The 13282-nt window shown below is 56.2% G+C and carries 8 protein-coding genes and 1 pseudogene; 4 read left to right on the top strand and 5 right to left on the bottom strand.

Annotated features, from left to right (window positions below; all coding sequences use genetic code 11):
- Positions 1 to 5: 5 nt before the first annotated feature.
- Together AC3ITY_RS16575 and AC3ITY_RS16570 are read right to left on the bottom strand one after the other, a co-directional pair.
- Positions 6 to 875 (bottom strand): annotated as a pseudogene (locus tag AC3ITY_RS16575) (recombinase family protein); the annotation flags it as partial.
- 599 nt (positions 876 to 1474) lie between these two features.
- Entirely contained in the window at positions 1475 to 3337 is a 1863-nt protein-coding gene (locus AC3ITY_RS16570; RefSeq protein ID WP_489303680.1) for a sulfatase family protein, read from the bottom strand.
- A gap of 540 nt (positions 3338 to 3877) precedes the next feature.
- On the opposite strand from AC3ITY_RS16570, the gene AC3ITY_RS16565 reads away from it, so the two are divergent.
- Entirely contained in the window at positions 3878 to 4669 is a 792-nt protein-coding gene (locus AC3ITY_RS16565; protein ID WP_489303678.1) for a hypothetical protein, read from the top strand.
- Between the two features lie 253 nt (positions 4670 to 4922).
- On the top strand, positions 4923 to 5828 hold the full coding sequence (locus tag AC3ITY_RS16560) for a transporter (protein WP_489303675.1): 906 nt from the start codon (positions 4923 to 4925) through the stop codon (positions 5826 to 5828).
- Positions 5829 to 6376: 548 nt separating this feature from the next.
- Here the strand turns inward: AC3ITY_RS16560 and AC3ITY_RS16555 are convergent.
- Both AC3ITY_RS16555 and AC3ITY_RS16550 read right to left on the bottom strand, forming a co-directional pair.
- Entirely contained in the window at positions 6377 to 7867 is a 1491-nt protein-coding gene (locus AC3ITY_RS16555) for a DUF1254 domain-containing protein (RefSeq protein WP_489303673.1), read from the bottom strand.
- A 14-nt stretch (positions 7868 to 7881) separates the two neighbouring features.
- Complete coding sequence (locus AC3ITY_RS16550; protein ID WP_489303671.1) at positions 7882 to 9369, bottom strand: DUF1254 domain-containing protein; 1488 nt, start codon at positions 9367 to 9369, stop codon at positions 7882 to 7884.
- Between the two features lie 667 nt (positions 9370 to 10036).
- Between AC3ITY_RS16550 and AC3ITY_RS16545 the strand changes: the two genes are divergently transcribed.
- Positions 10037 to 11488: a DUF1254 domain-containing protein gene (locus AC3ITY_RS16545; protein ID WP_489310897.1), complete on the top strand. Its 1452-nt coding sequence runs from the start codon at positions 10037 to 10039 to the stop codon at positions 11486 to 11488.
- A gap of 166 nt (positions 11489 to 11654) precedes the next feature.
- Positions 11655 to 11861 (top strand): hypothetical protein, encoded by a 207-nt coding sequence (locus AC3ITY_RS16540; RefSeq protein ID WP_489303669.1) that lies wholly within the window; start codon positions 11655 to 11657, stop codon positions 11859 to 11861.
- 39 nt (positions 11862 to 11900) lie between these two features.
- On the opposite strand, the gene AC3ITY_RS16535 is transcribed toward AC3ITY_RS16540, so the two are convergent.
- Complete coding sequence (locus AC3ITY_RS16535) at positions 11901 to 13262, bottom strand: outer membrane beta-barrel protein (RefSeq protein WP_489303667.1); 1362 nt, start codon at positions 13260 to 13262, stop codon at positions 11901 to 11903.
- Positions 13263 to 13282: the final 20 nt, after the last annotated feature.

Raw genomic sequence — 13282 nt, 5'->3', positions numbered from 1 at the left:
GTTTATGAGCGCGTTTGGATCATCGATTGGGCTGCTTGAAAGAGTATCGAGTTGACCATAGGGCGGAAGGCACCATTGGCCCAAATCCATTCCTCGGTGGGTTCTGGGTTCGCGTCTGTTTAAGTTTGAATGAGCTGTGGTTTCAGACGTTATTGCCGACGTACTTTTCGTTGATCAGTACTTGGTGCACGGTACCTCTAGACCATCTTCGGGAGCGGTCATTGAGTACGCCTTGAGCATTCAACCAATCGGCAATCTCGCGCTCGCTTCTGCCTTCCTACACGAACAATCGGTAGATATGCAGCACGATTTCGACCTCGCCCGGTGGACCAGGTACTAAAATCATGCGGTCTGTTTGAATGCTTTTATGTTCACCCAGGTTCAGTTCGTTTTTGATTGAACCGGTGCTGTCTGTCAATTGCCACCAGTCCAAATCCTGCTGGCCCACCCTGACGATAACCGAGTTCGATGAGCCGAGGCGAGCCATTGTTGGTGAACTGCTGCGCACAGTATTGAACGGAGACACCTGCTTGTCGGCACCGCACCTCATAGCTGGCGCTGACGTCTGGGTCCTGGAATCGACCCCAGCGACTGACGTCGTAGACAAGAACTGTTGAGTAATCGGCACGACCGCTTTCTACGTCGAAGAACAATTGCTTCAGTGCATTTCGGCCCGCCAGGCGAAGGCCACTTTTGCGCATGTCCGTGTAGATCTTAACGATCTCAAGTGTGTGGGTAGCCGCATAAATGCGAATGACGTCGAGCTGATTTTCGGTCGAGTACTGCTGGTGCTCAGTGGGCATGCGGACATACGCGGCTGCCAAGGCCGTGCTTGATTCATTGTGAACATCACCCGAGCCAATGAGCGTGTGCATTGACAGCATCCTCAATCTGACCCACAGCCGCTAGGGCGACCTCCAAGCTGTGATCAGTCACTGCGTTTTTCGAAATGGTTTTATAGAAGGTAGAAGACCGGAGAGAGAAAAATGTGCACGAAAACGGGCAACTCTTTTCTGGCTCAGAAACAGTATGCAGCCTAGATCGCTAAAGCTCTTCACACGGAGCTTGGTGAAACTCACCAAGCGACGAAAACACTTATGCATTGGACGAACGCGAATGAGCGGACAGTGAAAAATTTGCTGGCCGGAAGTAATGGCCCACAAGGTGAGCATTTAGTGGCCCTGATCAAGCACTCCGACTTTGCCCTAGCTGCATTTCTCGGTATGGCAGACAGGCCTTATGCATTGACTGCCTCGGAGCTACCGCCGCTCAGGAAGAAACTTCAAGCCGTAATCGAGGGGATTGATTCGTGTCTAAGGCTTAGAGATTGAGCTTTTCACCGCACAGAAGAAAGAAAATTCTCATTACGGAGAACGTCCGCTTTTGGCCGTTCTCTGCCTATCGCGAAGGGCAGTTACCGACCCTAAGCGGACATCCACTAATGTCTGCTAGCCTCCTTATGATCGAAGAGCTTTTACTCGATTGCCACGTGCCTTGACTTCCATTCCATCTGTTTCAACGGTAGATAACTGCCATCATCTATGCCCACTTCCTGGCTGATAAGTGAATTGAGCTTGCCATTCATGGCCATCACCAGTTCGCCGTTGCTTTTCATATCGAGTGCCAAGTTGTGCATTTCCCCTGGATCGTTCTTCAAGTCGAACAGTTCCACATCGTTGTGTTTGAACAGCTCTACCTGTGTTGTGGGGGTGTTGTGCCGGTTCAGTGGGAAGTAGCGCGCGAACTTGTAGCGGCCATCGTTGATGGCGCGAATCGCGGAGCGTTTATTCAGGTCGATGTGCAGTTTGGCCAACGCCGCTTCCTTGTCTTGAGCGGAGAGGTCGCTTCGCGTCCTCACGTTCTGAACCTGTGCCAGATAGTTCGCGTCGGTGTAGAGCATCATGCTGAAGCAATACAAGCTGGACTCCCGCAAGGCATGAGGTGATGCACTTTGTGGTGCGGCCAATAGCACCGACGCATCCTTGCCTTTGCGCTTGCCGAGGATGGGTTCAATGCGCGTTTCGGGCAGTCCGGTCAGACCTAGCAAGGTCGGAACCAGATCAATGTGGCAGGTCATGGCCGAGCACTGCTGTCCACCCGGGTAAGCTGGGTGTTTGATGATCAGCGGCACATGCATTTGCTCGCGGTAAACCGACGAACCTTTGCCGTGCATCTGATGGCTGCCACCGAGCTCCCCATGATCGGAGGTGAATACGATGATGGTCTTATCAGTCAGCCCAAGGTTGTCCAGTTCATCCAGCACGCTGACCAGGTGTGAATCGCAATCGCGGATGCAGTTGAAGTAGTAGTCCTGCAACTTGCGCCAGCGTCGGTCTTCGTCAGTGAATTGCCCCTCCAACGCCGCGCGAGCTTTCTGGTACTCCAAATGCGCGGCGGGCCGACCGGGTTCGTCAAAGGGCTGGTGGCGGCTGACGGGCAGAGGCACGTCGTTCCAAGTCGAGCGATACAGCGTATTTTGTGGCGGTTGCGCCGGGTTCATGCTGATCCCGCCATTGTTGAGCTGACCTTGCCATTGTTGATGTTCGCCTGGCTCATCGGTGTCGATGAACATCACGTCATGGGGATTGACCAGATTGAACGCCAGGAACCACGGTTTTCCGGCTTCGTTCAGTTCCTGCCCAGTGCCGCGTAGCCAGTTGATCGCTTGGCTGGTAGTGATTGCGTCGTATAGATAGCCGCCCTGGGACAGGCCAATGGCATCGCCGATGCCGTGATAATCCTTGAAACCGTAGCTTTCCATGATCTTGTGCAGTTCGGTGGTTGGCTGCAGGCCAATGTCCTGCGGGTTGACCACGTGATCGACCTTGTCGTTGAGGTGCCACTTACCTTTGTAGGCCGAGTAGTAACCGGCTTGGCTGAGCAATGTGCCGAGGGTGCCGAGTGCGGGGTCGAGGCTCAGGCCTTCAGTCCATGGAAGGCCTAGGTTGTCGAACATACGTGTTTGGGGCATGTGCCAGCCGGTGTACATGACCGAGCGCGACGAAGTGCAAACGTTCGAGTTGTTTTCGTGATGGGTAAAGGTTATGCCCTCACGCATCAATCTTTCCCGCCCGGGCACCGGGAACGGGTAGCCTCCCTCGAAAAAACGTTCCTGATCGACGGTGACCAACAGAATGTTGTAGCCCTCGGGCAGCTTTTCAGGTGCAGTAACCTTTGGTCTTTGTGGTGCTGCTAGAGTTTCGCCTGCCGTGCTGGTAGCCAAAGGAGCCAGGGCTCCAGCGCCAGCGGCTACGCCGGCGCTAATCAAAAAACGTCGCCGTGACGTGTTGACTTGCGTATCTACATTCCTGGATTTTGAATGGTCACTATCTTTCATGTTGCTTCCTTGCTGTGATGAGGACGCAACGATAGCTCAAGTTCGATATGTGGCAGGGGGGAAATCTTTGGGGGACTGCTTTTGGCCGATTGTGGCCTATCGCGAAGGGCCTCAGTCGACCGATTGTGTTGAAAAAGTCGGTCCTTCCAGATTGCCCGCATACTGGCTGCTGAAAACGCCTTTTTTGCGCGTCGCTACGCGAAATCTGAGCTCGGAATCCTCTGCACAAAGTAAAGATTTCAATCTCAAGCTCTTACTTTTCTGCCGTGGAAACCATGGCCGACTTTTTCAACAGAATCGACCCATAGCAGACATTCGCGGTCATTTTTCGCAAAAAAACTGCGATGTGATCATAAGGTGCCGAGAATTTCGTGTCCTTTTTTGCACAATAATCGTAGTTATTTAGTCAGAAATGATTGATAAACAGCATTTTTTATTGCTAATTTCAACACGCTTGATGAGCCCTGTTAGACTCCCAGGCGGCCTGTAATCGTGTCATATGATTACTATTGTGAGTTGTACTTACCAGGGACAGGACTCATGAGCAGACATCTTCTTTCGCGAGCTATACTGTTATCAACTTTGGCTCCGCTAGCGGTGTGCGTGCAAGCGGATAGCGCGGATACGGCCAACAAAAGTAACAACCCGCTGAACCTGGCGCCCGGCGTCAACCTTCAGGATTACTACACACCCAAGCTGTTCGATACCAATGTTCACACCAACGATGCGCTGTTGCGTGGCGCACTGCCGATGGCTCCGAATGACTTTATCGGTGTCCCGCAATTACTGCGCGTCACTCTCCCCGTCAGCACCCGTCCTGATCCGCACAACGGCTACAGCACGGGTATCGGCGACCTGAACCTGTTCGATATTTTCCTGCTCAAAACCGAAGGCGTGCAGTTGGGCATCGGCCCGCAAATCACCGCACCGACCGCCGAGCAGAATGAGCTGGGGACAGGCAAGTGGCAGGCAGGCATTTCTGCCATCGCCATCGACACCTCGCCTCGCGGACTACTCGGTGCGTTGGTTCAGTACCAAAGTTCGTTTGCCGGTGATCATGATCGTCCCCACGTGGAGTCTGCAACTTTCCAGCCGTTCATCATCCATAACCTGGACAAAGGCTGGTACCTGCGTTCGACGGGTACTTGGACCTTCGACTTGAAAAACGATACCCACTACATCCCCATCGGGTTAGGTGTGGGCAAGGCGTGGAAATCTGGCAGCAATATTCTTAACGCCTTCGTTGAACCACAATGGACTGTAGAGCGTAAAGGCGATGGTGTACCGCAGTTCACCCTATTCGCCGGGATCAACGTTACCTTCGGAAAATAAGGAAATTTTTATCTTCGCGACAGGACCTGAAGAAAAACGACGATGGTTCGGTAGACTTGTACTTCGGCCCACCGCGCCAACAGTTTTTGAGAGCAGCTGGGTGCAATCCCTGTCGGACAAGCATTAGTTCAGCTACTTCCGCCTGTATGTGTCGACCGAGGCATATTTCGACAAAAGCTGGAAATTGGATGACATCACGGCTGTGCAGTAACGCTTAAGACGCAGTCGGCTCACCGTCACAAGGAGCTACACAATGGGTTCACTTTCAAGACTGGGCAGTTTCAGCGCTGCCACCCTAGCGCTGACACCCATGCTCGGTTTCGCCGACAACGCTCGAGACTGGCAAAACCTGCCAACCGATCTGAACATGGTGTTCGGATATTACAACCGGATTGACACTAACACTCCAATTGACACTTCGCTGCCGCTCGATGGCTTGTCGCTCAATGCCGATCTGTACATCGCCCGTTACGCCCGCTCGTTTGCAGTCGATGGGCGCAATAGTGCGATCCAGATTCTGCAACCCTATGCTGACATCTCCGCCTCTTTCGACAACGCCGAGTTCTTTAAAGGCACCAAGCACAATGGCGGCATGGCCGACACCCAAGTAGTGCTGGTGCATAACATCTTCGGTGGCCCAGCGCTGACCAATGAAGAGTTTGCCAATTGGACTCCGGAAACCTTCCTGACGGGAGCTCTGTGGATTACTGCACCCACGGGCGACTACGATAAAAACCGAGTCATCAATATCGGTTCCAATCGTTGGGCGTTCAAGCCGGAACTGGCCTTCGGTACCCCGATAGGTCCGACCTGGTTGGAGTTCAACTCCTGGGTCTCGCTGTATGGTGACAACGACGATTACCAAGGTAACGGTAAAATCGAACAGAAGCCGCTCTACGCTCTCGAAGGCCACTACAGCTACACCTTTAATCGCGCGTTATGGGCTTCCTTGGATGCGACTTATAATCGAGGCGGTGAGACTAGAGTCAATGGTGACTGGCAAGATAATAAACAGGAAAATGGCCTGCTCGGGGCCAGTCTGGGGTTCATGCTGTCGCCCCAGTTTGGTGGACTGATCGCCTACTCGGATACCGTCTCGGAACGCACCGGCTCTCCGGACGTGAACACTTGGACCCTGCGCCTTCAGTACGCTTGGTAAAGTTGAGTACAGATCGATGCAATCAGCAAGGATGCGATGAAGCTTGACACTCTGCGGTGCGATGCTCAGTGATCTTCTGGCCGATTGCTGTCTCTTACGAGGGATAGCTACCGACCGATTCTGTTGAAAAAGTCCAGCTTGGTTTTCCACGGCAGAAAAGTGCGCGCCTGAGATTGAAATCCTTGCTTTCAGCAGAGGCTTTCGGACTCGGATTTTACGTAGCAGCGTGTAGAAGAGGTGTTTTCACCCGTCAATATTCGAGCATTTTGGGCAAACCGACTTTTTCAACAGAATCGACCCAAACCGGTCAGTCGTGACAGGCAGAAAACGCCCCTGGCTGTGAAAAAACGCGGGCACAGTCTTGAAGACTGCGTTGCTACGTAAAATCTGTCGGCGTTGGTTGATCAGCAGACCAAAAATTTGCGTAGAAACGCGATTTTCGTCCCAAAGCGGACATCATTCAGCCCTTGGGCGAAAGTTACTGGTTCAGGCTCAAGAACCCTTAAAAGGCGGTGCGTGTTGGTGCACCGCTTCCACGGCTCAAGTACTCACTGCTTCTGCATATCGCTGGGTTTCCACGCCTTGTCGAAAAACGCCTTGGTCGGTCCGTAAAGGCGCAGGATCACGAAGAAACCTTTGTCCGGCAGGGTGCGCATCCAGTTCTTGCCTTCACCCGGTGAATTCGGCCCGAAGTGCACGTCTATCGAGCCGTCGGCATTCACCAGTGGCTTGTCCATGGCATTCAACGACGGGAACGGTTGGCCATTGTCCACGCCCGAAGCGGTGATCGAGTCATACACCGTCACCGACCAGAACAACGCCGCCGGTATGCCTTTGGGCAGGTTCAGCGTGTAGGCGTTGCTGCCCGACAGGAACTCGCCCTTGGCGTCGACGAAGGTGGCCGGGTACTTGGCGCCGACGTTCTCCATGTTTACCGCCATACCCGGGCTGGCCGAGTAGGCATTGGTGAAGAAGCCGGTGCGCGGGTCGATGTAGTTGAAGGTGTCGGCGGTGAATGTGGCATTGCCCGGGAAGACGTTCAGCCACTTGCGGTCCGGATACCAGGTGCCATTGGTGACGATGGTTTGTGGTGTGTAAGAAGTGGCATGCCCCATTTTACTCGCGGTTTTCGCAGCCTTGTCGAGCAGGTTGCGGGTCGCTGCATCCGGTTGGAACGGCTTGCCCTTGATGATGCCGAGGGCGGCCAGCATGCCGCGCATCTCCATGTCCTGTGAGTCGACGTACTCGTGGTCGATAAACCGAGACAGCATATTGAAGGCGCTGCCGTCGGTGGGGTAGAGCATGTTGATCGGCGTTTGCGACGCGTTCGGGAACTCCATCTTCTTCGCCGAGGCTTCTTTGCCCAGCGGATAGATACGTGTCTGCTCCATGACCTTGACCGGCGCTTCAAGCTGTTTCGGGTCTTTGAAGAAACCGCGCCAGAACACGAACACGTTGTAGGTGCGCGAACGATAGGTCAGGTACCCGGGCGGTACATCACCTTTGTAATCCGGTGGCAGCACCAGGTATTTTGCGCCCTTGCCTTTGTCCGGGCCGGGCAGGCCGACGTCGCCACACCATTGGCGACCTTCGATCTGGCCTTCGGAGCAGATCGGACGCTGGAAGAAGTCGTCGAGAATGCCCTGCATCCCCGGCGGCACTTCGATCACCATTGGACCGTCCTGCTTCAGGTCCAGGTAGCCCATGGCGTAGATCACGTCGGAGTTGGGCGTGGTCACCAGGGTCTTGGCGTTGAGCCGGTCCTTCCAGATCGGCAGCACGTTGTAGCCGGCGCCGAAGGCTTTCTCCGAGGCCTCTTTCATCGCATACATGTTCAACGCAGGCAGTGCCCAGATATAGGTCTGCACGCCGCGCTGGAACATGAGTTCGTTCTTGAGTTGGGCCACGCCTTCCAGGGTTGGATAACCCCCGGCAAAGGGCAGGTCCGCCAATTGCTCGTAATGCGTAGCAGCCTGGGCGCCGAGGCTGATCGAGACGCCGAGAGCCAGCGCAGTCAGCGTTTTACCCACTGAGTTCATGGTAGAAGTCCTTTTCAATTAGTTTTCACTACAGGTGGAGGTGTCCATTGGCCGTTCAGCGCTGCCTGCTCAGGCCAGTAGGCGCGAAGGTACAGTGAGAACTGCGCGTCTTTCGGCGATGGCAGCCAGTTGCTTTCCTTGTCCTTGCCCGGCGACTCGCTCTGCACATAGATGGTCAGCGAGCCGTCAGGGTTGGTTTGCAGCGATTTGTTCTTGGTGCCGATGGAGTAACGCTTGAGCTCGTTCGGCGAGAAGAAGTGCTGTTCGTTGTACAACGTCAGCGACCAGAAGCCCTTGACCGGAGGCAGCTTGTTCTTGGCGAAAGTCACGGTGTAACCGTTATTGCCTTCGAGGCGAACGCCGTTTTCATCCAGGTCCTGATAGAAGTACTTGGTCTCTTTTTGCGGGTTGACGAAGATGTTCGAGCGGGCCACGGCGGTACGGGTGAAATAGTCAGTGCCGAAGGCCGCGCCGTTGCTGATGGTGCTCCAGTTATTGGGCAGTTGCAGGCCGTAGTTGCGGAACTGCAACAGCGGGTCAATCACTTCACTGTCAGCCTTTTTCGCTTCGTCGATCATCGCTGCTCGCAGCTGCGGGTCAGACTTAGCGATGGCGGCGAGGGCGGCCAACTGCGCGTAGCGGGCTTCTTCACCCGGCAAGGGCTTGGCGTCCTTGAGCAGTGCCGGCAATTCGTCGAAGAATTTCTCCGGGATCACCCACTTGGTTTCGCCCTTGCTGTCCGAGACCTGGGACGGGAATTTTGGCAGCTTGGACCAGTCACGCTTCTTGACCTTGCCGTCGAACTGGGACAGCGGGTACATGTCGATGCCAGCGAGGGTCGACTGAATCGCCTGGCGGTCGGCAGAGGTATCATCCTGGAATACGCGGGGAACCACGAAACCAGTGTTGGTACGCGCACGGAACACCTTGGTGATGCCGGCTGGCACCTTGCCGTTCCAGTCCGGACCGACCAGCATGTAGAAGCCTGGCTGGGTGTTATACATTTTGCCCAGCTCGGCGAAGCTGTCCGAGCGTAGGTCGACCACTTGATAGACCCAGAAGCGACCATTGAAGTCCGGGACTTGCAGCACCACCGGTTCAAGGTCCAGAGCAATACTGCCGTCGCCGTACACCACGTCCTGGTTCGGGCAGGCCACCAGTCGTTCGGCCGGGTCGATGTAGTCGCTGAGCATCGCCAGTCGATTGATCGGTGCGACCGGTACGATGCCGCCCATCAACCCAGGCTCCGGCAAATCCTTGAACGTCTGGCGACGGTTGAAGATGTTGGCCATCGGCCAACCCCAGAAATACGCCTCGCGCGCCATCATGCGTACGTACGGTTCGGTTACTTTGGTGCCGGCTACAGGGCCTGAGACTGGGCTGGCGGTCGGAGCGACAATGGCTTGTGCTGCGTTAACCGGAGTACCCAACAGGGCTGCGGCTGTGAGGGTGCTGGCGAAGGTCAGGGCGAAGAGGGCGTGGCGATGGGGTAGTCGATTCATACAGTATCCTTACTTGATGGCCTTCACCTGATGCAGGTGAGTCGGCTGACAAGATAACCCATCTCCTTCGCGTAATCATGACTCTCTGAAACGACTGTTGTTAGCTGTTAACCACCTCCTGCGAAGGACCGCTTTTGGCCGATTCTGTTGAAAAAGTCGGTTCTTCCAGACTGCCCGCAGACTGACCGCTAAAAACGCCTTTTTTGCGCGTCGCTACGCGAAATCTGAACCCGGAATCCTCTGATCAAAGTAAAGATTTCAATCTCGAGCGCGTACTTTTCTGTCGTGCAAACCATGGCCGACTTTTTCAACAGAATCGGCCGATTTCCGCCCGTCGCGAAGGGCAGTAATCGACCCGTGCGGTCTTTGGCGGGCCTCTAGAGTGAGTCTCTGACTATCCGCTTTTTGGCTGCAGATCACGATTGGCTGTTCTCGAAGCCAAATGGTCCGTAACGGCGACGCGTAAATACTACGGAACTGAATCTGAGCTGCTCAGCTGCGCAAGGGGATGCTGGCTTATTGTGATCTACACTCCCTGAGCGCGTGACTAGGCGCTTCGCCACAAGAAGTATTCAAATTATTTCACCGTGGCCATGAACGCCCACGGTGCCAGCTTGTTCAAAATAACGAGGTAGAAATGAACAGGAAGTTTAACCGGGGCTGGACAATGGCGGCGGCACTCGTCGTAGTGGGTTCAACGCTTTTTGCGGGGTGTGCGAGCAAGAACGATCCGATCACGCAGGCAGATAAGGAGGATGAGGCCAAGGGCGTGCCCGCGCCGAGTCTGGAGCAAACCAAGGCGATCGCCGAGGAAGGCTTTATCTACGGCTTGCCGTTGGTTATGAACTACGCCGTGATGAACGAATTCGCGGTGGACTCCAAGTCCAGCCAGTTTAAGGCCCCCTTCAACCAACTGCACAACGATCATCGGGTCGCGACACCGGCTGACACCGCCATCATTACACCCAACAGCGACACGCCGTACTCGATACTCTGGGCCGACCTGCGTGCAGAGCCGCTCGTGATTACCGTGCCGGCCGTCTCCAAAAAGCGCTACTACTCGGTGCAACTGATCGACGGCAACACCTACAACTACGGCTACATCGGGAGCCGGGCAACTGCCAGCGCGCCCGGGAGCTACATGATTGCAGGCCCCTACTGGAAGGGAGCGACACCTCCAGGCATCGAGAAGGTGTTCAGCTCCACGACTCCCTTTGCACTGACCCTGATCCGGACCCAGTTGTTCAATCCGGCCGACATGCCAAATGTAGAGAAGTTGCAGGCGGGCTACAAGATCCAGTCGCTGTCAGCCTTCCTCCATCAACCTGCGCCGCTCGCTGCGTCGAAGATTGATTTCGTGCCGGCCACCACGGATGGCATCAAGGCCAACTTCTTCGAGTACCTGTCGGCGGCGCTGCAGTATGTGCCAGTATCGGATGACGACAAGGAGATTCGGGCCAGGCTGGCCAGCATCGGCGTAGGCCCTGGGCGGAACTTCGAATTCAAGGACCTCTCGCTCGAGCACAAGGCCGTGGTCCTGCTCGGGATGAAGGCCGGCGACGAGAAGGTCGACAAATTCCTCTCGAGCGGAATGAAGAATATCAACGGCTGGAGTGTTGGCGCGTTCTTCGGCGACCAGGCGTTCTACAAAGGCGACTGGCTGATGCGAGCTGGCGCCGCGAAGGCTGGTCTGTACGGTAATGACGCCGCCGAGGCGATGTACCCCATTACGCGTACCGATGGCAATGGCCAGACGTTGAATACCGGCAAGCACAGCTACACGCTCACCTTCCCCGCCGGCAAATTGCCGCCAGTCAATGCCTTCTGGTCAGTGACCATGTACGACGGCAAAAGCCAACTGCTGATCAAGAATCCGATCAACCGCTACCTGATCAATTCGCCGATGCTGTCGGCCATGAAAAAGAACGCGGATGGTTCACTGACGCTGTACATCCAGAAGGATTCGCCGGGCAAGACCAAGGAGTCCAATTGGTTGCCCGCGCCTGACGACACGGCCTATCTGGTGATGCGCCTCTATTGGCCGAAGGCCACGCCACCTTCGATTCTTCCCGCTGGTGAGGGCAGTTGGCAGCCACCGGCGCTGGTGGTATCGAAGTAGTGCGACTCTTGCGATCCACTGCTGGCACTCGCCGTAGGTCGGTGTAGGCCAGTGCTACCTTTTGGCCAGTAGCAGCCGATCATGAAGGGCTGCTATTGGCCGTTCTCTGCCGGTCGTCACTACGGCGTGTGCTGGTCAAGTCGAATGCAAATGGGTGGTCAAGTCCATGCAATTACGCATATTGGAAAAGCATGTGGCCTACGGGGCGATGAAGCGCCTGTATCTGCGCGAAGGCACACCGGGCGGGCGGTTGTGCCTTGCGTATCCGAATGCGGACCTGATGACGACACCTGCGCGCGACTTCGTCGTATGGTTGCGTTCTTCCGTGCGCAATACCGGCACCAGCGATCATTTCACCTTGGCCGCAGGCTGAGCGCGCCGTTCACGCGCTCAACCCTGCTGGTTGCCAACCTCAGAAATACACCAACGCCTCCACCGTCCCGGTCAACTGATTACGCGCCTCACCCTGGCCAAAAGGACGCGCATCATCATGCCCATCGAACCAGTCGTAACGCAGCTCGGGGCGCAGGGACAGGTATTTGTTGAAGTCGTAGCGCAGCCCCGTGGTCACTGCATTGATGGCGCCGCGAGCGGTGGAAGAGGGGAACAGCACGTAGCCGTCCGGGTCGTCGAAATGCTCGGCCCGCACGGAGAACGACAGGTCCTTGCGTTGCTGGTAGGTCAGCACGACGTTGGCGCCCCACCAGTGCGCGCCGTCGAAGCCGGGGCCGGTGACGATGTCCACGGTCGAGGCTTTGCCGTCGCCCGATTGATGGCCGTAGACCAATTCGCCGCCCATCGACCAGCGTTCGTTGAATTTGTGCCAGCCGTTGAGCGAGTGTTGCTGCTTGAACTGGCCATCCGGGGAGATCACGCGGCCGCGAGGTGTCTGGATGTCGTTGCGGCTGTCGTTTTGTGAATCGCCGACGAGAAACTCATAGTCGATCCAGGTGTTCATGTCCGGGGTGCGCCAGCGCAGGGCGCCGAGCATGCCCTTGCTGTCGTTGTTGTCGCGCAGGTTGCCCTGGCCCTGGATCACGCCAAGTTCGGCACCGAACAACATGCTCGAGTTGTTGACCAGGCGCTTGCCCAGCATGAAGCCGGACACTGCGCCGGACTGGGTGATGAAGGCATAGGAACGGCTGGTAAACGGGTTGCGCGCGGCCCGTATGTTCGGCGGGATTTCATAGCCGAGTGCCGGGCCGAAGATGCCGGCGATGGCGGTAAAGCCACCGGCGTATGGCACATAGGCCGTGGCGGCGATGTTGGGCACGGCGAGGAAGTTCTGTTTGTCGCGGCGGGCCTTGTCCGGGTCGTCGTCGCCGGGCGAGTTGATGCCCCAGTGCATGTCCCAGCCGTAGGTGCGGGCTTGCTGCGCATTGCGCCCGTAGACGGTTTCGAAGGTGAAACCGAACGAGGCTTCCGTAGGGGCCGGGCCGGGCAATGGCGTGACCCGCGGGACGAAATTGGCCTTCAGCGCTTTGTCGGCAAACAGGTGCAGGGAGGCGAGTTCAAAGCCCTCGTCGCCGAAGCCGGCCACCGGGGTATTGGTTTGCCCTGACTCGCGATCGTCATGGGAGGAGTTGTTGTTCAGCGAATACCCGGCATCCAGCAGGCCGGAGACCTTGACGCCGTAGTTGCGCTCCAGGGTATCGCCGAAAATGCTGCGAAACACTGTGCCTTCGCCGACGTCGGCCGGTTGCGCGGCGAGGCAATGACCTGTCGCGAGGGCGAGCAGAACCGCACCAAACGATTTGACGTTGATGTTTTTCATGGACGTTCTCTTGTTCTTGT

This window comes from Pseudomonas sp. GL_091, assembly GCF_057837725.1.
This window is presented reverse-complemented; position numbering and strand designations above follow the sequence as displayed.